This is a genomic window from Streptomyces sp. NPDC091649, from assembly GCF_044756785.1.
Classification (GTDB): Bacteria; Actinomycetota; Actinomycetes; order Streptomycetales; family Streptomycetaceae; genus Streptomyces.
In genome coordinates this window covers 45,341-67,115 of the sequence record NZ_JBIVTR010000003.1, presented here as the reverse complement: position 1 = coordinate 67,115, position 21,775 = coordinate 45,341, and the positions used below count along the sequence as shown (strand labels likewise).

Here is a 21,775-nt window from a genome sequence, read left to right as displayed (position 1 = left end):
CGGGTGAGCGTGGACGGAGGAGCGCGTGGACGGAGGAGTAGGCACCTGAGCCTTTGGCGCATGTCCGACCGGCCGCGGGCCCGGGAGTCTGGAGCCATGACGGAGAACGCGGACACACGGCGGAACCACGACCACGGCAACGGCAACGGACGGGAAGCGGGACGGGGCATGGGACGAACGGCGGCTGAGCAGGGGACGGGGCAGGGCGCGGAGCGGGACGGGGAGGGAGCCGTGGGAACGGTCCTGGTGACGAGCGGCACGGGCAAGACCGGCCGCCGGGTGGCGGAACGGCTGACCGCCCTCGGGGCGCCGGTCCGCTCGGGCACCCGCACGGGGAACTCGGGTGCGGACACCGGGAACTCGGGTGCGGACACCGGGGGCCCGGGCGCGCGTGCGGCGGACTCGGCTTCACGCGCGGGGACGGTTCCCTTCGACTGGCAGGACGACTCCGGCTGGGCCGAGGCGCTGCGCGGCGCCCGGGCCGCCTACGTCGCGTACTACCCGGATCTGGCGGTGCCCGGCGCGGCCGGGGCGATGGCGGCCTTCGGGCGGACCGCGGCGGCCTGCGGGGTGCGCAGGGTGGTGCTGCTGTCCGGGCGTGGCGAACCACAGGCGGTCGTCGCCGAGGAGGCGCTGCGCGGGGCCGCCGGAGCGGCGGAGGTCACGGTCGTCCGGTCGGCGTTCTTCGCGCAGAACTTCAGCGAGGGCGCGCTGCTGGAGGGCGTGCTCGGCGGCGAGGTGGCGTTCCCGGCGGGCACGACGGCGGAGCCGTTCGTGGACCTCGACGACCTGGCCGACGTGGTGGTGGCCGCGCTGACCGGGCACGGACACGCGGGGGCGGTGTACGAGCTGACGGGCCCCCGGAGCCTGACGTTCGCACAGGCGGCCGAGGAGCTGGCGCGGGCGGCGGGCCGGCCCGTGCGGTACGTGCCGGTGACGGGACCCGCGTACGCCTCACTGCTGGAGGAGTTCGGGGTGCCCGGTCCGGAGGCGCGGTTCCTGGCCGAGCTGTTCGAGACACTGCTGGACGGCCACAACACGGCGACGACGGACGATGTGCAGCGGGTCCTGGGGCGGGAGCCGAAGGACTTCTCCGCCTTCGCCCGCGAAGCCGCCGGGGACGGGGCCTGGCACGGCTGAACCGGACGCCGTTCCCCGTCGCCCGGCCCCCGCGGGGAACGGCCCGGGTACACCGACTGAACGGTAGGCGGAGCACGCATATTGCCGGGGTGCTCCCGGGGCCATAACTTGCCCTTATGGAGCTGGAGTTGCGCCATCTGCGAACGGTCCGTGCCATAGCCGACTCGGGCAGCCTCACCAAGGCCGCCGCCACGCTGGGTCTCGCCCAGCCCGCTCTCAGCGCTCAGTTGCGCCGGATCGAGAAGGCCCTGGGTGGCGCCCTCTTCGACCGCGACCACACCGGAGCGCGCGCCACCCCGCTCGGCGAGCTGGTGCTGGAGCGGGCCCGCGTCGTGCTGCCCGCGGTCAGTGAACTCCAGGCGGAGGCCGTACGGTTCGCCAATGCGACCGGGTCGCTGGACCGGTTCCGGCTGGGCGGCACGCACGGCCCGCTGCTCGGCGGCCTGGTGGACCGGATGGCCGCGGCGCACCCGTCGGCGCAGGTGTCGACGTACACCTCGTGGTCGGTGGCCGAGATCGCCTCGCTGGTGGTCGACGGAAGGCTGGACTTCGCGTTGATCGGGACGTGCGGCGAGAGCCCGCCGCCGCTGGCGGACCGGCTGGCCTGGGAGGTCGTCGGGGTGGACCCGGTCTTCGTGATGCTGCCGGAGGACCACACCCTGGCCGGTGAGGCGGAGCTGGACCTGGCCGCGCTCGCGGACGAGTGCTGGGCGGACGTGCCCGGCGACGGCTGCTTCGCCGACTGCTTCACCGCGGCCTGCGCGCGGTCGGGGTTCACTCCGGTGTCGGTGTACGAGACGGACACCTCATCCGTCGTCCACCTGGTGCAGGTGGGGCGGGCGATCGGGCTGTGCCGGGCGACGTTCCCGCCGACGCCCGGACTGGTGACCAGGCCGCTGGCCGGGGCCCCGCTGAGCTGGCGCCACCTGGTGGGCTGGCATCCGCGCTCCCCCGCCGCGGACGCCGCGTCGGGGACGGTGGCCGGAGCGACTCGTGCGGCGTACGCGGAGGCGGTGTCGCGCAGTCCGGACTACGCGCGATGGCTCGGTACGCACCCGAGGTTCGGCACTGTGGCCTGATCTCCGGCGGCCCCGCGGGGCCGTGCTCGTCCCCGCGGGACCATGCTCGTCCTCGGACCGTGCGGCCTCGCGGGGACCGTCCCGGCCCTGCGGGACTATTCGGCCCCGTGGGCCGCGGCGGCGGACGACACCCGGGCGGCGAGCGCCAGGTCCTTCTCGGTGATCCGGCCTCCGGCGTCGTGCGTCTGGACGGAGAGAGCCACCGCGTTGTACCCGAGCATCAGGTCGGAGTGGTGGTTCAGCTCGTCCTGAATCCGCGCGATGTGGACCGTCAGCGCGGCGGCGGCGAAGTGCGAGGGCAGCCGGAAGGTCCGGCTGATCCGGTCGCCTTCCAGGGCCCAGCCGGGCAGACTCTCCAGCCGTCGGTCGATCTCGGCCGGCGACAGCGGTTCGGTGCTCATGGAACGGCTCCCGTGGGTCTCGGTGGATCAGCGCATGGGTCGCGGCGGGCCGGGGCGGCCCGTACCGGCCCCGGCCCGTCGGTGACGTTACGGGCCCGGCGCCACGGCTGTCCCGCCCGACACGGGGTGCGCCGCCGGGCGATGCGGGACCGCTGCCGCCGGCCGGGCGGGCACCACGGCGTCCCGCCGGTCCGCGCGCTTCCGACCCTCCTGGCCTCTGCCCCCCTGCCGCCTGCGCCCGTCTCCCGCCGCCCCGGCGGCGTGGCCGGGGCGGCGGGAGACCGCGGGGGCGGACGGACATGCGGAGCGTGGTCCCGGAGCGCGCGACCGCCTCAGACGCGGGCCCCGTTGTCGAGCGGGTCGCGCCTGGGCGCACCGGTACGTCCGCTCGCCCTGCCCTTCCCCCTTCCGGGCACGGGCGGCGGGGCCTTGGCCGTACGCTCCAGGGCCAGGGCTGCGGGTACGGCGGTGAACACCGAGGACCAGGTGCCGACGCAGATGCCGATGAGCAGGGCGAGCGCGAAGTCGGCGAGCGAGTCGCCGCCCAGCACCGCGAGGGCGATCAGGATGAACAGGGCGCCCATCCCGGTGTTCACCGTGCGCGGAACGGTCTGGAGGACGGCCCGCCGGGCGATGGTGTCCAGCGGTGTCTTCCGGTTCGCCCCCCACAGCTCCCGCACCCGGTCGAAGACCACCACCGAGTCGTTGACCGAGTAGCCGATGACGGTGAGCAGAGCGGCCAGGAAGATGCCGTCCACCGGCCGGCCCAGCCAGGCGAAGGCTCCCACCACGAGGATCACGTCGTGCACCATGGCCCCGACCGAGGCCACGGCGAACGTCCAGCGGAACCGAATCGCCAGGTAGGCCAGCTGCACGGCCACCGCGACCCCGAGGGCGATCAGCGCGTTGCGCCGCAGTTCGTCGCCGAGGCTGGGGCCGATCAGCTCGTCCCGTACCTTCGTCGTCTCACCGCCCTGCTCCGCGAGGGCCGTCCGCAGGGCGTGCTCACCGTCGTTGTCGAGCTTCCCGGTGCGGACGGACAGATCGCCGTCGCCCGCCGTGGTGACCTCGGCGTCGCCGAACCCCGCGCCGGCCAGCGTGTCCCTGGCCGTCTCGACGTCGACCGGGCGGCTGGTGGAGTACTCCATCAGCCGGCCCCCGGTGAACTCGACGCCCAGGTCGACCCCGCGCACCACGATCCCGGACACCGCGACCGCGATCAGGGCCGCCGAGACGAAGATCCAGCGGACCGGTTTCCGGAAGAGCCGCGGGTCCTTGCGGACCAGCCAGTTCCGTACGGCGCCGGGGCGCGCGATGCCGTTGACGCTCCGGTAGTCGCTGACGAAGCGGGAGTTCGCGGCGATCTCGGTGAGCGCGCGGGCGATGACCAGTGCGGAGAACATCGAGGCGGCGACCCCGATGGCGAGGGTGACCCCGAAGCCCTTGACCGGGCCCGAACCCAGGAAGAAGAGCAGTCCGGCCGCGATCAGCGTGGTCGCGTTGGAGTCGGCGACCGCGCTCCACGCCTTCTTGAATCCGGTGGTCAGCGCGGAGCGCAGGGTGCGTTGGGGCCGTTCGGCACATTCCTCCCTGGCCCGTTCGAAGACCAGGACGTTCGCGTCGACCGCCATCCCGATCGCGAGGACGAAACCGGCGAGTCCGGGGAGCGTCAGCGTGACGCCGAGGGCGACGAGCGCGGCGTAGGCGATCACCCCGTACGCGCCCAGCGCCACCGCGGCCAGGGCGCCGAAGAGGCGGTAGACGAAGGTGATGAAGAGCGCGGTGGCGGCTGCTCCGATGAGGGCCGCCTGGGCGCTCGCCTCGATGGCCGCCTCGCCGAGCGTCGGGCCGACGGTCCGCTGCTCGACGATCTCGACGGGCACGGGCAGCGCGCCGCCCTTGATGAGCAGTGCCAGGTCACGCGCCTCGTCCGCGCTGAACGAGCCGGTGATCTGGGTGGTGCCGGACGGCAGGCCGACGCGGCAGCCCACCGAAGGGTCGACCTGCGGCGAGGAGATGACCTTCTCGTCGAGGACGATGGCCACCCTGCGCCGGTCGTCCCCGGCGGGATGGCAGGCGGCCTCGCCGGTCAGCCGCTTCCAGTCCTGGCCGGCTCCCTTACGGAATTCGAGCGACACGCTCCAACCCGCTCCCCCCTGCGCGTCGAACGCGGCGGTGGCGTCCTCGACGCCCGCGCCGGAGAGTCGGGTGGGGCCGAGATCCAGCGCACGGCCCTGTTCGTCGGGGAGGGTCAGCCGGTCGGGGTCGGAGGTCTTCTTCTCCGGTTCCCCGGCCGCCGGGCCCTCGATCGCATGGAAGGTGAGCTGAGCCGTCCGGCCGATCACCTCGGCGGCCTGGCGCGGGTCCTGGACGTCGGGCAGTTCGACGATGATCCGGTCCTCGCCGGAACGGGTCAGAGTGGGTTCGGAGACGCCCAGCGAGTCGATGCGCTGCCGCAGCACCTCCACGGTGCGGTCGGTCGTCTCCCGGTTCGCCTCGACGGTGGCGGTGTCCCGGGCCTGGAGCACGATGCGGGTGCCGCCCTGGAGGTCGAGGCCGAGTCTGGGCGACATGGTCAGGGTGATGTAGACGGAGACGAGCAGGACGGCGAGAGCCAGAACCGCTCGCACCGTGGTGGCGCGAGTCATGGAGATCCTCCGGTGGGGCGTCGGCCGCCCTCACCTCAGTGAGGACGCGACGCCGGATCGGCAGAGCAGGACGGACGACCGGTCGTGGGACCGGTGCTCCTGCCCGGAGGCCCCCGTACGCCGGGGAGTGCGCCCCGGCGGCTGCCGGGTACGTCGAAGGAGTCCGCCGCGACCTGCCGTACGCCGCCGGGCGGCCGGGCCGGTCCCGGCGGAGCGGGCGTCAGCGCGTCGTGCGGCGGCGGTGGCGCGTGCAGGAGCAGATACGCCCGGCCGGTGCCCGCCCGGGGTGACTGGGCCGGATCGGCTGCCCGCTGGTGCTCGTGCCCGGTCCGCGTCGCCACGTCCGGCTCGGTCGCGGACCTGTTCGCGTGGTCCGGCCCCCAGCGGTGGTGCCCGGCGCGGTGCGGGAAGTCGTGAACGGCGCCGTGCCCCGCCCGGTGGCGGGAGTCGTGCCCGGCGCGGTGCCAGGCGGCGCGCCCGGTGTGGTGTCCGGTGCGGTGGGTCTGCGATGTGCCGGGCGCCGCGGGGGTGACGGCGGGCACGAGGCTTCGGGAGGCCGCGGCGGGCCCCGCGCCGCTCGCCGTGGCGGCGCCGCCGACCAGGGTGAGGACGGTGAGAAGCAGCGTGGCCAGCACGCACCGCACCCGGGACACGTCCGTCCGGGGCGGTCGGGGGGCCGGCGTCACCTCGTCCGGCCGGAGTGCTCGGGCGGCGCGGTCCGATGGCGGAGCACGGAGCTGAGGATCTGTCCGGCGCCGCGGACCACCGTGGTCGACGGGTCGTCCGCCAGACGCACAGGGGTGCCCAGGCAGTGGGCGATGCGATCGGTGACGTCGGTCCGCAGCGCACCGCCGCCCGCGAGCACGGGCCCCTTGCGCAGGGCTCCGCGGATCGCGCCGTGCCGGTCGTGCCGCCACATGGACGTGATCATGTCGAGCACCGTGCGGACGAGGACGGCGGACAGCATCGCCGGATCGAGACCGTCGAGGTCGTCGAGCCCGCACTCGGCCTGCCGGGCGTCGGCGACGAGGCCGTTGACGAGCAGTGTGACCTCGGTCAGCTCGGCGCCCATGTCGACGACGAGAAGGGGGCCCGTCTCCCTCGGGCCCGCGTACGCGGCGGCGGCCCGGGCACTGCTGAGGACCAGGACGCGCGTCGTGCCGAGCCCGGCGAGCAGGGCCCGCGCGGCGGTGCGGTGTTCGGCCCCGGCGAGCACCGGGTGGCTGAGAACGATCACGCTGTCGCTGCGGTCGGGGCCCAGGGCCGCGTCGGCGATGCGGCCGAGCAGCCGGCCGCAGGATTCGGGATCGACGATGCGCCCGCGCCGGACCGGCCGATCGGCGCCCTCCCGGGGGCCGGGGCCGGGGAGCGGTTCGAGCACCAGCCCCCGGCCGGGCACCCAGGCCCGGGTGCGGGAGCTGCCGAGGTCCAGGGCAAGTCCCCGGGCGGCCGGAGGACCGTCAGGAGCGCCCACTGCGCCCTGGCGCCGGCGGTGCGTCCGGGGATTCCCCGGGGAACGCCCCACCCCGAACGCCCCGGCACCGCTCCCGTCACGAAGCGGTCCGGGGCCCTTCCCCCATGGGCCCGCGCCCGGGCGGAGCGGCCCTCGCCACTCGCCGGGCGCGGAAGTCATCGGAACGCGGACGGCCCGCATCGCGGTGGTCGTGGGAACAGCGGTCGGAGCGGGAGGGATCGAGGCCGCCACGGCCCGGCCGGGACCGGCTCCGCCCGGCCACTCCGGCCCGCGAGAAGGGGTGGCCCGTGGGCCCGTGCCGGCACCGGGTGACGACGGGGCGACGGCGCGACCCGGTCGCTGTCCGTCGTGCACAGAACGCATCGTCCCTCACCCCCGGCCGGCCATCGCGGCCGCCCACGCATCCGTCGGCCCACTGATAGCGAGGCACGACCGATCCATCACTATGCAATACGGGGTGGTGGAACGCCACTTCCTCGCTGATTCACAGGAGTGACAGCGCGGTGCGCCGGGCGCGCACCGGTTCATCCCTCCTCGGCCGTCGCCAGGAAGGCGCCGACCAGCTCCGCGAACTCCTCGGGCGCCATGATCCGGACTCCCAGGCCCTCGGCCTTCGTACGTTTGGACCCGGCCTTCTCCCCGGCGACCAGCAGACTCGTGCGCCCGGAGACGCTGGAGGACGACTTGCCGCCGGCCCGCTCGATCAGCTCGTTCATCTGGTTGCGCGAGAGCTTCTCCAGCGCTCCGGACATCGCGCCCGTCACCACCACGGTCATCCCCGCGAGGGGCGGCACGGCACCGTCACCACCGGCCTCACCACCGGTCGCGGCGCCGGTCTCCGCCACCGCACCGTCCGCTTCCTCCTCCCCGGGCTCCGGAGGCGGGGTGGCGCCCGGCTCGGTCATCGTCACCCCGGCCGCGACGAGTTTGCCGATCAGCGGCGCCAGCTCCTCCAGCTCGGCGACCACCGCGGCGGCCTTCTCCTTGCCGATGCCGTCGACCCGCTGGAGCGTCTCGGTGTCGGCGGCGACGATCCGGTCCATCGTGGCGAAGTACCGTGCGATACGGCGGGACATGGAACGTCCCGTGCCCCGTACGCCCAGGGCGCAGAAGACCCGGGAGAGCGGCCGGGTGCGGGCGGTGTCGATGGCCGCCAGGAGGTTGTCCGTGGAGGTCTCGCCCATCCGGTCGAGGGAGAGCAACTGCTCGCGCTCCAGGGTGAACAGGTCCGCGAAGTCCGCGACGAGACCCGCCTCCACGAGCTGGACGACCCGCGTGGAGCCGAGGCCCTCGATGTCGAGCTGGTCGCGGCCCGCCGCGTACGAGACGGAGGCGACCAGGCGGCAGTCGCGGCCCCGGGTGCAGCGCCAGCGCTGCTCGCTCGTGTCGATGTCGGAGCCGCACTGCGGGCAGCTCCCGGGGAACTCGACGGGCGTCTCCTCGCCGGTGCGCAGGTGCACGACGGGGGCCTCGATGCGCGGGATGATGTCGCCGGCCTTGTAGACCATGACCTGGTCGCCCAGCCGCAGGTCGCGGCGGGTGATGTCGGCGGGGTTGTGGAGGGTGGCGTACCCGACGGTGGAGCCGTCGATCTCCACGGGCTCCAGGACGGCGCGCGGCGCGATGATGCCCGTGCGTCCGACGTTCCACTCGACGGCCAGAAGCCGGGTGATCTTCTCCACGGCGGGGAGTTTGTAGGCGGTGGCCCAGCGGGGCGCCCGGGTGCCGGAGCCGGCGTCGCGCCGGTCGGCCGCCAGGTCGGCCTTGATCACGATGCCGTCGATGCCGAACGGCAGCGAGGCGCGCAGGGAGGCCGTCTCGGCCACCCGCGCCTGGACCTCCTCGACCGTGCTGGCCCGGAGCGGCGCCACATCGGTGCCCGCGGCCGTGTGCACGCCGAGACCGGCGACGTAGGCCAGGACCTCGCTGTGGGGCAGTTCGGCGAGGGTCTCGGTGAGCTCTCCGGAATCGGGCAGCGGCAGCGCGCCGTAGGCGAAGAAGGTCGTCTCCACCCGGTAGGCGCGGTCCTTGGCGCGCAGGGTGCCCGCCGCCCCGTTGCGCGGGTTGGCGAAGGGGGCGCCGCCGTGCTCCGTACGGGCCGCGTTGCCCCGCTCGAACTGATCGTTCGTCATGAGGATCTCGCCGCGCACCTCGATGGTGACCGGGGCGGCCAGCCGTTCCGGCAGCCCGACCACGGCACCGGCCGCGTGCGAGACGTCCTCGCCCGCCGTGCCGTCGCCCCGGGTGATGAGGCGCTCGAAGCGGCCGTCCCGATAGCGCGCGGCGACCGCCAGGCCGTCGAGCTTCGGCTCGACGCTCCACGCGGTCACCGGCCGGCCGATCCGCCGCTCCAGCGACGCGGTCCAGGTCACGAACTGCTCGGCCGAGAACACGTTGTCCAGCGACAGCATGGGCACCGTGTGCGGCACGTCGCCGACGGCGGCCCCGGCCGCGACCTTGCCCGTCGGCGAGGCCGCGAGCACCTCGTCCGGGTGGTCCGCCTCGTAGACGGCTATCCCGCGCGCCAGCCGGTCGTAGGCGTCGTCGTCCAGTGCGCTCTCGCCGGTGGCGTAGTACGCGGCGGCGGCGACGGAGGCTTCCTCCACCGCGGCGGCATAGGCGGTGGCATCGGCGAGCACAGCAGCTGAGTTCGTCATGGCCACCATTCTTCCGCCCACCACTGACAACGCCCCTCCGGCCGCCCCCGGTACCGTCCGCGTCCGCCGGACCTGGCCCCGGCCCTCGGCCGGACGACGCGGCTGGGCTGCGGGTATAAAGGGCTGCATGACAGCCGGAGTGCCGCACCGCGTACGCCCCTCGACCCTGGAGGACGTGGCGGCCGTGGCCGGTGTGTCACGGGCGACCGTGTCCCGGGTGATCAACGGGGCCACCACGGTGGATCCCGCCCTGCGCACCGTGGTGGAGGAGGCGGTGGCGGCCACCGGTTACGTCCCCAACCGGGCCGCTCGCTCGCTGGTGACCCGGCGGACCGACTCGGTGGCCCTGGTGGTCTCCGAGCGGGAACGGCGGCCGATGTCCGAGCCGTTCGGCGGCCGGATGTTCTCGGACCCGTACTTCGGGCGGGTCGTCAGCGGGCTGCTGGAGGTCCTGCGTCCGGCGGGGATACAGATGGTCGTCATGCTGGCCGACGACGAGGCGTCCCGCAGCCAGTTGCTCTCCTATCTGCGCCACGGCCATGTCGACGGGGTCGTGCTGATCACCACGCACGCCGACGACCCGCTTCCCGGACTGCTCCAGGAGACCCGGATGCCCGCCGTCCTCGCGGGCCGTCCCCGCTCTCCGTCCCCGCTGGCCTATGTGGAGGTGGACCAGCACGCCGGGGCGCGGCTGGCCGCCGATCACCTCGCCGCGCTGGGGCGACGGCGCATCGGCACGGTCTCGGGGCCGCAGGACCTGCCCGCCGGGCAGGTCCGGCTCACGGGATTCCTGGAGGCCGCCGCCGTCCACGGCATCGAGGACGTGGCCTGCGCCGAGGGGGACTTCACGCATCTGGGCGGGGCCGCGGCCATGCGCCGGCTGCTGGCGGACCGGCCTGACCTGGACGGGGTGTTCATCGCCTCCGACCTGATGGCGTTGGGGGCGCTCCCGGTCCTGCTCCGGGCCGGGCGCGAGGTGCCGTCCGATGTGGCGGTGGTCGGCTTCGACGACAGCAGCGCGGCGGCCGCCTGCGACCCGCCCCTGACCACGGTCCGGCAGCCGGTGGAGGAGATGGCCGCGGAGATGGCTCGGTCGCTGCTGAGGCAGATCGGCGAGCCTGACGGCCCCTCGCCCGCCGTGCTCTTCCCGCCGACGCTGGTACGGCGGGAGTCGGCCTGAGCCGGCCGGGCTGCCCGAGCCCGCGGGGCCGCCCGGCGGCGGCCGGCCGGAGGCCGGCCGTCGAAGAGGGGGCCCTGCCGGAAAGGGGACCGTGCCGGGGAGGCGGCCTGCCGGAGGGGCGGTCCGCCGATCGGGGCCCGTCGGCGGGGTTGCTGACCGGCGGGCAGGCAGCTGGTCAGGCAGTCGCTTCCGGAGCCTCCGGCACCGGGGCCTCCCCCCGGGACGGCTCGTCCTGCGCCGGGACACCAGCTCCCGGAAACGGCTCGTCCGCCGACCAGGCCCCGGCGAATCCCTCGGTCCGCACCGGTACCTGCGGGCCGGAGGACTCCTGGAGCCAGCGGGTCAGCACCCGGTGCACCGCCTCGGCGCCCACCAGGCCGCCGCCCGGCGGCACGGGTGCTCCCTCCGCGGTCTCGGCGGCCACGATGTCGAGCGGGTCCGTCAGTCCGCGCGGCCAGAGCAGGAACGGCCGGGACTGTTCGCCGCCGAGGCCGCCGTGCGAGCCGATCTGCTCCTCGAAGGCGTGCACGGTCCCGGTGGCGGGGTCGTACATGGAGTTGACCATGACGTCGGCGACGTGCGGGAAGGTGTCGGTGCGCCGTACGGCGGCCGCCGCCCCGACGCCGAAGTCCGCGAGCGGGCCCTCGCCGTCCGCCAGTTCGGCGACGGGGACTTCGGCCCCGCCCGCCCCCAGCACCACGGAGCCGTGCTCCTCGCAGCGGACGAGGAGGAAGCCGATCCCCGGGTGGTTGGCGAGCGTGGAGAGCAGCGCCGGGTGACGGCGCTCGATCTGTTCGCGGGAGGCGCGGCCCTCGATGTCGGGGAAGGAGATCAGCCCGAGGTTGCCGGAGGCCAGCACGATCGGGTCGGAGAGTCTGGCGGGGTGCTCGGCCTCCTGTCCCTCGACGGGGCGGTGCAGCGCGATCCGCACCGCGTCACGGGCCTCGGAGGCGCTGCGGGTGCGCTGCGCCCGGCGCGGCACGGGCAGCCCGCAGCCGGCCCGGACGAGGTCCTTGAGCGTGAGCCCGTACTTCCCCGCGAACGTCTCCCCGGGGCTCTGGCCGTGGTCGGACAGGAGCACGATCCGGTAGGAGCGCGGGGTGTGGTCGGCGATCTTGGCGATCAGGGCGAGGGAACGGTCGAGGCGTACGAGGACCTTCTCCGCGTCGTGGCTGTGGGGCCCCGAGTGGTGGGCGACCTCGTCGTAGGCGACGAGGTCGGCGTAGACGGCGGTGCGTCCGGCGAACATGTCGCCGAGGACGGCGGCCACGACCACATCGCGCTCCACGACGGTGGCGAAGGCCCGGATGAAGGGGTAGAGCCCGCCGCGCTTGATCCGCGGCGTGGTCTTCCGGGCACGGGCGCGGGTCGACTGTCCGATCTCGCGGAACACCTCGGCGACGAAGGAGAGGGCGGTACGGGTCGCGTTGGCCGGGTCGGAGAAGTAGGCGAAGTATCCGGCGCGGGAGCGGCGGCCCTTGCCGCGCCGGGCCGCCATGGAGAGCACCAGGGCCAGCTGCCCGGCTCCGCCGCCGAAGAGGTTGCCCCGGCTCGCGCCGTCGACGGTGAGCAGCCCCTCGTCGTGGGTCCGCTCGATGGCCCGGCGCTGCATTTCGAGGGCGCTCGCGGGACGGCTGGAGACCATGACGGTGCGGGTCTCCTTCTCGTACCAGCGGAACGCGGGCACGTCGTGGTTGCTGCCGTGCAGGATGCCGAGCTGGCTGGCCCCGGTCTGGCTGGACCAGTCGGTGCGCCAGGGGGTGAGCCGGTGCCCGGAGGAGTCGGCGAGCCAGCCGGCGACGGTCGGCATCAGCCCGTCGGCCGCGGCCTTCACCAGGACGTCGTGGCCGACGCCGTCGAGCTGGAGGAAGACGGTGCCCGGCGGTCCGTTCCGGCCGGGCTCCGGCGGGCCCGGGGAGCGGCCCCGGCGGCGGCGCCGGTCGGCGAGCCGGGACAGCCGGCGGCGGTACGCCTCGTCGTCGCGGACGGCGAGGGCGGTGGAGGTGGCGGAGGCGACGGCGGACATCACGGCGGCGACGACGACCGCCGTCTCCGGATCGGCCGCGCCGCGCCCGTTCGGGATGAGGCGGAGCGCTATCAGCAGCAGCGAGCCGTTGAGGAAGAAGACCAGGGCGCCCAGGACGAGCGCCGGCACGACGAGCAGGGCCCGCACGAGGACCGGCCAGACCAGTGCCGACAGGAGGCCGAAGGCCCCTGCCCCCCAGGCCGCGGTGAAGGCCGTCCTGGTGACGGTGTCGCCGTCCGCCGACTGGAGCCGGAAGTCGGGCAGGACTCCGGCCAGTACGAGCATGGTGAGGGTGGACACCGCCCAGACCGCGACGACCCGCATCAGGGCGCCGCCCGCCGTCCGCCACTTTCGGTCACCCACGCCGGTCCACCTCACACCCTCTCCGCCGCGGGCCCGGTCGGCCGGGCCCGCCCTTCAGCTTTTCACAGCGCCGGTCACGGTCAGCGGCTTCGGCCGGAGACCCGGCGCCCGGCGCGAGGGTGCGGGGGGCGCATAGGCTCGTAGCGGCGCGCACCCGGACACGGGCCGCGCCGGCCGCACCGGGACACAAGGTCGCGGAGGCGACGGGGAGCGAGCGAGGAGGCCGCGGTGCCGGTGGAGGTCACCTGGTGGGGTCATGCCACCTGCACGATCGAGGACTCGGGGGTACGGGTGCTGACCGACCCCCTGTTCGTACGGCGCTTCGCGCATCTGCGCCGCCGCCGGGGCGAGGTGCCGCCTCCTCGGGCCGCGGTCGCCGAGGTGGTGCTGGTCTCCCATCTGCACTCCGACCATCTGCATCTGCCGTCGCTGGCCCGGCTGGCTCCCGGCAGCCGGCTCATCGTGCCGAGCGGCGCGGTGGCGGCCGTGCCGGGTCTGCGGACGCTGCGGCGCAGACGGCGGCTGCACCTCACCGAGGTGCGGCCGGGTGACACGGTACGGGTCGGCGAGGTGCGGGTGCGGGCGGTCCCCGCGCTGCACGACGGGCGGCGGCTGCCCGTCGGGCCGCACCGCGCGCCCGCGCTCGGCTATGTGGTCGAGGGCGAGGCCCGGACGTACTTCGCCGGGGACACCGGGCTCTTCGACGGGATGGCCGACGCGGTCGGGCCCGTGGACGTGGCGCTGCTCCCGGTGGGCGGCTGGGGGCCGTTCCTGGGGCAGGGCCATCTGGACCCGGTGCGTGCCGCCGAGGCCCTGACCCGTCTCGATCCGGGGGCGGCGGTGCCGGTGCACTACGGCACGTACTGGCCGATCGGCCTGGACGGGGTGCGTCCGCACGAGTTCCACGGACCGGGCGACGAGTTCGTACGGCAGGCGGCGAAGCGGGCGCCGTCGGTGGCGGTGCATGTGCTGGGGCACGGCGAACGGGTCCGGCCGGAGGCCGGCCGGTGATCCACGAGATCCAGCAGGTGGTGCGGGAGCTGCCGCCCGAGTCGACCCAGCAGGCGGTCGGCTATCCGACGCTGTTCGCGCTGGTGGCGCTGGGGTCCCTGGTCCCCGTGGTGCCGACGGGGGCGCTGGTGAGTTCGGCGGCCGTGGTGGCCCTCCACCAGACGTCGCCGTTCTCCCTGCTCCTCGTGTTCGGGGTGGCGGCGGCGGCCGCGTTCCTCGGGGACGTCTGCCTGTACTGGCTGGGACAGCGCGGGGTGCGGTCGAAGAACGGCTCGAAGTGGCTGGGGGCGATCACCCGCCGGGCCGCGCCGGAGCGGCTGGCCCGGGCGCGGGCGAAGCTGGGCGAGCGCGGCGGGACGGTGCTGGTGCTGTCCCGCCTGGTGCCGGCCGGACGGATACCGGTGATGCTGGCGTGTCTGCTGGCCCGGATGCCGTTGCGGAGGTTCGCCCGGGGTGACGTTCCGGCGTGCCTGGCCTGGGCGGCGACCTACCAGCTGATCGGGATCCTGGGCGGTTCGCTGTTCCCGGAGCCGTGGCAGGGCGTGGTCGCGGCGGTCGCGCTGACGCTGCTGATCAGCGGGGCTCCGGCGGTGTGGCGCCGGCTGCGGTCGTGGTCCGGCCGGGGGACGGGCGACGCGACGGGGTGAACGGTGTGCCACCGCGTCGGGGGCCGGGTCTCCAGCCGCCCGGGCGGCCGCGCTCAGCGCAGCGCGCCGAGGACCGCCGCGAACCTGTCGAGCGCCCGTGCCACGTGGGGGAGCTCCAGGGGCCGCGCGGCGGTGAGGGCCTCCGTCTGCTGTCGCGGGGTGGTGCCCAGCAGCGGACCGGTGTCCAGGCGTACGCGCAGGGCGCCCAGCTCGTCCCCGAAGCGGTGTCCGCCCGGGGACGGTGCGCCGAGCCGGTCGGTGAGGTACTCCTCCAGCTCCAGGGAATCCGTGACGCCCAGGTCCGCCAGCGGGGGGCGCGACGGGCCGAGGTCGGCGTAGAGGTGGCGGCCCGCCTGCGGGGGACGGGCCAGCGCGCCGGAGCCGAGGACCGCGCGGTGGGCGGCGCCGGCGACCTCCGCCTGGAGCGCCGCGGCCCGCCGGATCCGGTCGCGGACGGCTTCCGGCTCCCCGAGGGCGTGGGCGGCCGCATGGGCGACCGGAGCCGCGACGAGGGCGCCGAGCGCGGTGAGGATGTCCAGGGTGCGGGCGTGCCGGACGGCAGCCCGGGCGGTGTCCGGGAAGCGGGCGACGGCGACCGGCCAGGCGGCCGGCAGGAGGGCTCCGGACAGGTCGGCGACGACCGTCACGTCGTCCGGGCACATTTCGGCGGGGCTGAGCAGGACGGTGTCGCGGGGGCGGTGCACGGTGTCGCGCCAGGTCTCGTCGCTGACGATGTGCAGCCCTTCGCCGACCGCCGCCTCGCACGCCTCGCGCACCAGCTCGGGCGGGGCGACGGTGGCCGTGGGGTCGTCCACGACGGACAGCAGCAGCAGCTTCGGCCGGCCGCCCTCGGCACGGACCCGGCGGACGGTCTCCAGCAGGGCGTACGGGTCCGGTACGCCGCCGCATTCGGCCGGGGTGGGCACGTGGTAGGCGGGGCGGCCCAGCAGCCGGGCCTGCGGCATCCAGGTTGCCGGGCAGGGGCGCGGCATGAGGACGTCGCCGCCGTGTGCGGCGATCAGGGCCAGGAGGAGCGGCTGGGCGCCGGGGGCGGCGGCGATCATGTCCGCCGTACCGTGCAGTCCGCGCCGGTCCCAGTAGCCGCGGGCCGCCCCGCGCAGCGCGGGCCCTCCGCCGGGCGGTTCCGGACGGGTCAGCGAGGACGCGGCGGCGAGGACGGCGGCCAGTTCGGGGAGGACCGGCAGGCCGGGGTCGGGGGCGGGAGGCCCGTAGCGGACGGGCCCGTGGTCCTCGTGCACGGCGTCCGTGTGCGCGCCGTCCCCGTGCGCGCCGTCCCTGTGCCCGGCGTCCCCGTACCCGCTGTCCCCGCGCCCGGCGTCCCCGCGCCCGGCGTCCCCGTCCCCGTCCCCGCCACCCTGGTGCCCGGCGTCCCCGTGCGCTGAGGGCGTGCGCCGGGCGGAGAGGGCCGCCGCGTCGGCACGCCCCGGGCCATCGGCCCGTTCGCGGCCGCCGCGCTCGGCTCCTCCGGTGGAGCCCCGCGCCTCGGGCCGTGGCTGCGGCTGTGCGCCGAGCGGACCGTTGTCCTCGGTCCCGTGCATCCGGCCCTCCTCGCCGCTCGTCGTTCATCCGTCCCGGCCGGTCCGCCCGGCCATGCGGCCCGGGGCCCGAGGGCCCGCTTCCCTTCCCGGGTTCCCGGCTCTCCGGGTTCCCCGCTTCCCGGGTTCCCCCGCTCCCCGGCCTTCCTGCATTCCGGCGGCCGGATTGTCCGACGCTTCCTTTCGGCCGGTTCCTCCGACGCTTCTTTTATACGGAGGTTCCGGGCGGCCCGCCCGCCCAGTCACACGCGCGCCGGGGCCGTCGCCGCGTGGGCCGTCCGCCGGTCGGCGGCGGCGGCGTGGCCGGGATCTCCGCGCGCCTGCTGGTTCAGCGGGGTCCGGCAGGGTATTCGCTGAGCCATGTCCTCACCGCGAACCTCATCCGCCGCCCCCGCCGCCGCCCGGTTGCGCGGCTGGTTGCAAGAGCGGGACCTGGCCGTCTTCCGCAGCGTCGCGGACCGGCACTGGACGGGCGCCGACCCGCTGCTGCCCAGGCTGAGCCGGAGCGCCGACCACGGGCTGCTCTGGCTCGGGGCGGCGGCCGGGATCGCGGCTCTCGGCAGCGGTGCGCGCTCGCGCCGGGCCGCGCTGCGCGGGGTGGCGTCCCTCGCCGTGGCCTCGGTGGCGATCAACACGGTCGGGAAGGGCGCGGTGCGCCGCGAGCGGCCGATAGCGGATCTGGTGCCGGTGGTACGGCGGCTCAAGCGGCAGCCGGTCACCACCTCCTTCCCCTCCGGCCATGCGGCGTCGGCGGCGGCCTTCGCCACCGGGGTGGCCCTGGAGTCGAGGGGCTGGGGTGCGGCCGTGGCCCCGGTCGCGGCGGCCGTGGCGGCCTCCCGCGTCTACACCGGGGTCCACTATCCGAGCGATGTGCTGGCGGGTGCGGTGCTCGGCGTAGGAGCCGCGTTCGCCCTGCGCGGGGTCGTGCCCACCCGGGGCCAGCTGCCCGCTCCCGGCCGCCCGCCCGGCGAGGCCCCGGCGCTGCCCGCCGGCAAGGGCCTCGTCGTGGTGGTGAACCGGGGGTCGGGCACCGCCACCGCCACCGCGTCGCTGGTGCGCGAGGCGCTGCCCGCGGCGGAGGTGGTGGAGGTGCCTCCCGGGGAGGTGTCGGCCGCTCTGGAGAAGGCGGCGGGCCGGGGCCGGGCGCTGGGCGTCTGCGGGGGCGACGGGACGGTGAACCTGGCGGCCTCCGTGGCGGCGACGCACGGGATGCCCCTGGCGGTCTTCCCCGGCGGGACCCTCAACCACTTCGCCTACGACCTGGGCATCGAGACCGTCCACGACACCGCCATCGCCCTCAGCGCGGGCGACGCGATCCGGGTGGACCTCGGTCGCTTCCGGCCGGGGCCCAACGGACCGGAGGGGGCGGACGGCTATTTCCTGAACGCCTTCTCGCTGGGCGTCTATCCGGACCTGGTGCGCACCCGGGAGCACTGGTCCCCCCGGATCGGCGGCTGGCCGGCGGGCGTGCTGGCGGCGTTCCACGTGCTGCGCGGCCAGCGCCCACTGGAGGCCGAACTACAGGGCCGCAGACGTCCGTTGTGGCTGCTCTTCGTCGGCAACGGGCTTTTCCAGCGGGTGGGCCCCGCCCCGGGCCGCCGCCACAACCTGGCGGACGGACTGCTGGACGTCCGGGTGGTGCACGGCGGGCGGGGACCCGCGCTGCGCCTGCTGGGAGCGGCGGTCGCGGGACCGCTGACCCGCTCCCCCGCCCATGCCGCGGTGCGGCGGCGCCGGGTGCGGATCGGCGGCCTCGCACCCGGGACGCCGTACGCGTACGACGGCGAAGTGGCCCACTCCGGAACGGAGCTGATGATCGACAAGCTGCCGGAGGCGTTGACCGTCTACTGCCCGATGCCGGCCTGACAACCCCTCCGTCCGCATGGCAAGACGCCTATCTCACATTCCGACATCTCGACGTACGGTGGCCGCTGTCGCCGCGTTCGCCGGCGGGAAGCTCCGGGAGAGGACGTCACGCCATGCCGAAGGAGACCGCCGTGTACACGCACGGCCACCACGAGTCCGTTCTGCGCTCGCACCGCTGGCGTACCGCCGCCAACTCGGCGGCTTACCTCATCGAGGAACTCCGCCCCGGTCTGGACGTACTGGACGTCGGCTGCGGACCCGGGACCATCACCGCCGATCTGGCCGCGCTGGTCGCGCCGGGCCGGGTCACCGCGGTCGACACCGCCGACGGCATTCTCGGCCAGGCCGCCGCGGTGGTGAACGAACGCGGCCTGGGAAACGTCGACTTCGCGGTGGCCGACGTCCACGCCCTGGAATTCCCCGACGACTCGTTCGACGTGGTCCACGCCCACCAGGTGCTCCAGCACGTGGGCGACCCCGTCCAGGCGCTGCGCGAGATGCGGCGCGTCTGCCGCCCCGGCGGCGTGGTCGCGGCGCGCGACAGCGACTACGCGGCGATGACCTGGTACCCGGAGACCCCGGGGCTCGACGAGTGGCAGGAGGTGTACGGCAGGGTGGCCCGGGGCAACGGCGGCGAGCCGGACGCGGGGCGCCGGCTCCTGTCGTGGGCACGGCGGGCCGGGTTCACCGACGTCACCCCGACCGCGGCCGCCTGGTGCTTCGCCACCCCGGAGAGCCGCGCCTGGTGGAGCGGCCTGTGGGCGGACCGCACGACGGACTCGGTCTACGCCGAGCTGGCCGTCCGGGGCGGCCACACGAGCACCGAGCGGCTCGCGGCCATCGCCGGGGCCTGGCGTTCCTGGGGCGCCGAGGGTGACGGGTGGTTCATGGTCCCGCACGGCGAGGTGCTGTGCCGGGTGTGAGGAGGGCCCGGCCCGACCAGAATCGATCACACCGGTGACGGCCGCCAACTACCCTCGTACGCATGGAGATCCTCGGAACCACGCTGCGTATCTGCGTCGACGACCTGGAGACCTCGGTGGTCTTCTACGAAGGGCTGACGGGCACGTCGGCCCTGCGCTTCGAGCGCGGTGGGGTGTCGGTGGCCGCGATCGGCTGCTTCCTGTTGATGAGCGGGCCGGAGTCGGAGCTGGAGGTGCTGCGCAAAGTGGGCGCGACCATCGCCGTCAAGGACGTCGACGAGGCGAACGCGGCCCTGACCCGGGCGGGCGCGCGCGTCATCGCGGGGCCGGTGCCGACCCCGGCGGGCCGTAACCTCATCGCCCTGCACCCGGACGGCTCGGTCTTCGAGTACGTGGACCGCAAGGTCACTGTCTGACCCGGCCGCCCCGGGGGAGCCGTCCGTCACGGCCCCCCCGGGGCGGCCGGTGGGCCCGCCCGGACATCGGGGACGTCCGGTCGCGGCGCGCCGCGGCCCCGCCGTCACTTCCCCCGGCGGCGGAAGAGGTAGCCGCCGCAGCCCAGGCCGATGAGGAACATGGCCAGCAGGGCGAACCAGAGGGGCATCGTCACCTCGGGGATCAGCACCCGGATGGTGACCTTGTCCGTGTTCACGAAGATGAACACGATGACGAGCACGACCAGCACACCGACCACGATGCGCCCCGGAGTGAGCCACCCCGTGCCGCGCCCGGTCCCGCTCGATACGTCCTTGGGGCTCATGGTCCGGCCCTTCCGCTCGCCCGTCGCCGTCCGGCCCGCCGTCGTGCGCGCGACCGCCCCCCGGGGTCCCAGCATGTACGACCGCCGGGCCCGGGGGGCGGTGCTGTACGACCGTTCGGGTGAACGGGACACCGGGCGTCAGCCGGACGGGACCACCGGAAGTTCCAGTACGCCGGTGTCCTCGGGCGCATGGACCACGGTGACGGGCTTGACGCCCCGGTTGCCGAAGTAGGCGGTGTCGCTGGCGGCGATCACGAACTCCAGGCGGTGCCCCTTCCCGTACCGGTGGACGATGCCGGGCAGCTCCACCGTGAAGGGCCGGGTGACGTCGGGGACCCGGACCGGGGAGACGAGCCGGTTCACCAGCGTGCGGCCGCCGTCGGGCGCGATGTCGTAGACCTTGGCGAACAGGACGAGTTTGTCGGAGGCGTCGCCGCTGTTCTGGACCCGTTCCGCCTTCGGGGAGACGACCTTCAGGGTGGCCTTCGGCGCGCCGACCACGTCGAGGGGCGCGCCGAGAGGTTCGCTGCGCCAGCCGAGGTAGGTGCCCCTCGTGTCGTACGGCTCGGGGTCGGGGAGCCCGATCAGCGGGGCGATGGAGCTTTCGGAGTGGCTGGTGGGCACGAGCCAGTTGGTGTACTGGCGGCTGCCTCGCGCCACCTTGGAACGGTTGTCGACGAGTTTGCCGTCGCCGGAGAGGTAGAGGGACCGCGAGAGGGCGGGGACGCCGGAGGCCGTACCGTAGCCGCTCTCCCAGTCGCGGTAGTAGGAGAAGGCGGGTCCGGTGTCGGCGTCCTTGTTCTGGTGGAGGTAGCGGTCGAACCACGCCAGTACCCGCCGCCCGACGTGGCTGGTCTCCAGATTGCCCTTGCTCAGGTCGAGTTCGCCGGGGACCTGGCCGCCGCTGTGCCCCCAGGACTGCCAGATCATCTTCGTCTCGGTGCCCTGCGCCTTGAGTGTGCGGTAGGTGGCGGTGGCCTCGTTGAGGTTGAACAGGCTGTCGGCCTGCCCCTGGACGATGAGGGTGGGGGCCTTGACCCGGTCGAGGTAGGAGACCGGTGAGACGCCGCGCGCGTAGGCGAGCATCGCCGCGGTCCGGTCGGCGGGGAAACGGCCGGTGTTGAGCAGCCGGATGGTCTCGCAGGCGCGGGTGGCGAAGTGCAGGCAGTCCAGCCGGTTGAAGCGGGACGGGTCCAGGCCGGGATTGAGGAGCGGCTGCCCTTCGCCGATCAGGTAGAAGCCATTGGTCCACTGCCACTTGAAGACGCCGGGGGTGTCGGAGGTGACGCCGGTGCGCGCCCCGGTGTTGTTGGGGGCCAGGGCATACCCGAGGTCGTTCCAGGTGATCAGCGGGACGAGGGCGTCGACTCGGGGGTCGACGGAGGCGGTCGCCAGTTGGATCGCGCCGCCGTAGGAGCCGCCGATCATGCCGACGCGCGGGTCGCCTTCGGCGTCCTGGGTGACGTAGTCGGCCCGGGTGCCGTCGTCGGCCGCGCGAACTCCCCCGAGGAAGTCGAGGAGTTCGCTCGCGGCCCGGCCGTCGATGGCGGGATCGTCGAGGGTGATCAGGCAGCCGGACTCGCCGAACCCGAGACCCGAGTAGACGAGCCCCACGTAGCCGCGCTCGGCGAAGGCCGCGCCGATGGCGTCGGTGGAGCCGTCGGACTTGCTGCCGCCGAAGCCGTTGGTGGCGAGGACGGCGGGGGCGGGGCGGTCCGCGTCGGCGCCTGCGGGCCGGTAGAGGTCGGCGTCCACCGTACAGGTGCGGCCGCCCGCCTCGACGGTGAACGTCAGCGGGGTGACGGTGTACGGGCCGGCCTCGGCGTGGGCCGGGCCGGTGAGGACGAGGGGGGCGGCGAGGGCCGCCCCGGCGACCGCGGCGAGCGGGCCGCGCACTCTGGAAACAGCACCTGACACGAAGACCTCCACACCGAGGACACCTTACCGACCGGTAAGTATTGGGCCGTGTTCATGCTGTGACACCGGTCATAGCCGTGTCAACGCAGCGGTCAGCGGTTCTTGACGGGAGCTCACGCCGCGGGTG

At 74.8% G+C, this 21,775-nt stretch carries 17 protein-coding genes; 8 read left to right on the top strand and 9 right to left on the bottom strand.

Annotation, left to right across the window (positions count from 1 at the left end):
• Window positions 1–96: 96 nt before the first annotated feature.
• Window positions 97–1,140: an NmrA family transcriptional regulator gene (locus tag ACIQMU_RS07775; protein WP_402688443.1), complete on the top strand. Its 1,044-nt coding sequence runs from the start codon at window positions 97–99 to the stop codon at window positions 1,138–1,140.
• A 116-nt stretch (window positions 1,141–1,256) separates the two neighbouring features.
• The gene (locus ACIQMU_RS07770) at window positions 1,257–2,219 is read left to right on the top strand and encodes a LysR family transcriptional regulator (RefSeq protein ID WP_352238944.1); all 963 of its coding nucleotides are present in this window, start codon (window positions 1,257–1,259) and stop codon (window positions 2,217–2,219) included.
• A gap of 95 nt (window positions 2,220–2,314) precedes the next feature.
• Here ACIQMU_RS07770 and ACIQMU_RS07765 read toward each other — a convergent pair whose 3' ends face one another.
• The 5 genes from ACIQMU_RS07765 to ligA form a co-directional block, all read right to left on the bottom strand.
• Complete coding sequence (locus ACIQMU_RS07765) at window positions 2,315–2,620, bottom strand: 4a-hydroxytetrahydrobiopterin dehydratase (RefSeq protein WP_352238945.1); 306 nt, start codon at window positions 2,618–2,620, stop codon at window positions 2,315–2,317.
• Window positions 2,621–2,952: 332 nt separating this feature from the next.
• On the bottom strand, window positions 2,953–5,268 hold the full coding sequence (gene secD, locus ACIQMU_RS07760) for a protein translocase subunit SecD (protein WP_352238946.1): 2,316 nt from the start codon (window positions 5,266–5,268) through the stop codon (window positions 2,953–2,955).
• Between the two features lie 35 nt (window positions 5,269–5,303).
• Window positions 5,304–5,903 (bottom strand): hypothetical protein, encoded by a 600-nt coding sequence (locus ACIQMU_RS07755; RefSeq protein WP_402688442.1) that lies wholly within the window; start codon window positions 5,901–5,903, stop codon window positions 5,304–5,306.
• Window positions 5,904–5,950: 47 nt separating this feature from the next.
• The gene (locus ACIQMU_RS07750) at window positions 5,951–6,667 is read right to left on the bottom strand and encodes a rod shape-determining protein (RefSeq protein WP_352239015.1); all 717 of its coding nucleotides are present in this window, start codon (window positions 6,665–6,667) and stop codon (window positions 5,951–5,953) included.
• A 599-nt stretch (window positions 6,668–7,266) separates the two neighbouring features.
• Window positions 7,267–9,408, bottom strand: a complete 2,142-nt coding sequence (gene ligA / locus ACIQMU_RS07745) for an NAD-dependent DNA ligase LigA (protein WP_352238948.1) — start codon at window positions 9,406–9,408, stop codon at window positions 7,267–7,269.
• A gap of 118 nt (window positions 9,409–9,526) precedes the next feature.
• On the opposite strand from ligA, the gene ACIQMU_RS07740 reads away from it, so the two are divergent.
• The gene (locus tag ACIQMU_RS07740) at window positions 9,527–10,579 is read left to right on the top strand and encodes a LacI family DNA-binding transcriptional regulator (protein WP_402688441.1); all 1,053 of its coding nucleotides are present in this window, start codon (window positions 9,527–9,529) and stop codon (window positions 10,577–10,579) included.
• A 175-nt stretch (window positions 10,580–10,754) separates the two neighbouring features.
• Here ACIQMU_RS07740 and ACIQMU_RS07735 read toward each other — a convergent pair whose 3' ends face one another.
• Window positions 10,755–12,968, bottom strand: coding sequence for an alkaline phosphatase family protein (locus ACIQMU_RS07735; RefSeq protein WP_402688440.1), 2,214 nt, complete (start codon window positions 12,966–12,968; stop codon window positions 10,755–10,757).
• 228 nt (window positions 12,969–13,196) lie between these two features.
• Between ACIQMU_RS07735 and ACIQMU_RS07730 the strand changes: the two genes are divergently transcribed.
• A complete protein-coding gene (locus ACIQMU_RS07730) occupies window positions 13,197–13,979 on the top strand; it encodes an MBL fold metallo-hydrolase (protein WP_402688439.1) in 783 nt (260 codons plus the stop codon).
• Window positions 13,976–14,626, top strand: a complete 651-nt coding sequence (locus tag ACIQMU_RS07725) for a VTT domain-containing protein (protein ID WP_352238952.1) — start codon at window positions 13,976–13,978, stop codon at window positions 14,624–14,626. Before ACIQMU_RS07730 ends, ACIQMU_RS07725 begins: the two co-directional genes overlap by 4 nt.
• A 53-nt stretch (window positions 14,627–14,679) precedes the next feature.
• Here the strand turns inward: ACIQMU_RS07725 and ACIQMU_RS07720 are convergent, their stop codons facing one another.
• The gene (locus tag ACIQMU_RS07720; protein WP_402688579.1) at window positions 14,680–15,885 is read right to left on the bottom strand and encodes an aminotransferase class I/II-fold pyridoxal phosphate-dependent enzyme; all 1,206 of its coding nucleotides are present in this window, start codon (window positions 15,883–15,885) and stop codon (window positions 14,680–14,682) included.
• A gap of 657 nt (window positions 15,886–16,542) precedes the next feature.
• Between ACIQMU_RS07720 and ACIQMU_RS07715 the strand changes: the two genes are divergently transcribed.
• From ACIQMU_RS07715 to ACIQMU_RS07705, 3 genes are all read left to right on the top strand, one after another.
• Entirely contained in the window at window positions 16,543–18,048 is a 1,506-nt protein-coding gene (locus ACIQMU_RS07715) for a phosphatase PAP2 family protein (RefSeq protein WP_352238954.1), read from the top strand.
• A 113-nt stretch (window positions 18,049–18,161) separates the two neighbouring features.
• Complete coding sequence (locus ACIQMU_RS07710) at window positions 18,162–18,971, top strand: methyltransferase domain-containing protein (RefSeq protein WP_352238955.1); 810 nt, start codon at window positions 18,162–18,164, stop codon at window positions 18,969–18,971.
• Window positions 18,972–19,033: 62 nt separating this feature from the next.
• Window positions 19,034–19,387 carry a VOC family protein gene (locus ACIQMU_RS07705; RefSeq protein WP_352238956.1) on the top strand — a complete coding sequence of 118 codons (354 nt, stop codon included), beginning with the start codon at window positions 19,034–19,036 and terminating at the stop codon, window positions 19,385–19,387.
• Between the two features lie 104 nt (window positions 19,388–19,491).
• On the opposite strand, the gene ACIQMU_RS07700 is transcribed toward ACIQMU_RS07705, so the two are convergent.
• Both ACIQMU_RS07700 and ACIQMU_RS07695 read right to left on the bottom strand, forming a co-directional pair.
• Window positions 19,492–19,731, bottom strand: a complete 240-nt coding sequence (locus tag ACIQMU_RS07700; RefSeq protein WP_352238957.1) for a LapA family protein — start codon at window positions 19,729–19,731, stop codon at window positions 19,492–19,494.
• A gap of 138 nt (window positions 19,732–19,869) precedes the next feature.
• Window positions 19,870–21,627, bottom strand: a complete 1,758-nt coding sequence (locus ACIQMU_RS07695; protein WP_352239016.1) for a CocE/NonD family hydrolase — start codon at window positions 21,625–21,627, stop codon at window positions 19,870–19,872.
• Window positions 21,628–21,775: the final 148 nt, after the last annotated feature.

Excerpts from the sequence above, each read along its gene's own strand:
- ACIQMU_RS07715 (WP_352238954.1), top strand. The coding sequence starts at position 16,543 with ATGTCCTCACCGCGAACCTCATCCGCCGCCCCCGCCGCCGCCCGGTTG.
- ACIQMU_RS07765 (WP_352238945.1), bottom strand. The coding sequence starts at position 2,620 with ATGAGCACCGAACCGCTGTCGCCGGCCGAGATCGACCGACGGCTGGAG.
- ligA (WP_352238948.1), bottom strand. The coding sequence starts at position 9,408 with ATGGTGGCCATGACGAACTCAGCTGCTGTGCTCGCCGATGCCACCGCC.
- secD (WP_352238946.1), bottom strand. The coding sequence starts at position 5,268 with ATGACTCGCGCCACCACGGTGCGAGCGGTTCTGGCTCTCGCCGTCCTG.
- ACIQMU_RS07740 (WP_402688441.1), top strand. The coding sequence starts at position 9,527 with ATGACAGCCGGAGTGCCGCACCGCGTACGCCCCTCGACCCTGGAGGAC.
- ACIQMU_RS07710 (WP_352238955.1), top strand. The coding sequence starts at position 18,162 with ATGCCGAAGGAGACCGCCGTGTACACGCACGGCCACCACGAGTCCGTT.
- ACIQMU_RS07705 (WP_352238956.1), top strand. The coding sequence starts at position 19,034 with ATGGAGATCCTCGGAACCACGCTGCGTATCTGCGTCGACGACCTGGAG.
- ACIQMU_RS07770 (WP_352238944.1), top strand. The coding sequence starts at position 1,257 with ATGGAGCTGGAGTTGCGCCATCTGCGAACGGTCCGTGCCATAGCCGAC.
- ACIQMU_RS07700 (WP_352238957.1), bottom strand. The coding sequence starts at position 19,731 with ATGAGCCCCAAGGACGTATCGAGCGGGACCGGGCGCGGCACGGGGTGG.
- ACIQMU_RS07775 (WP_402688443.1), top strand. The coding sequence starts at position 97 with ATGACGGAGAACGCGGACACACGGCGGAACCACGACCACGGCAACGGC.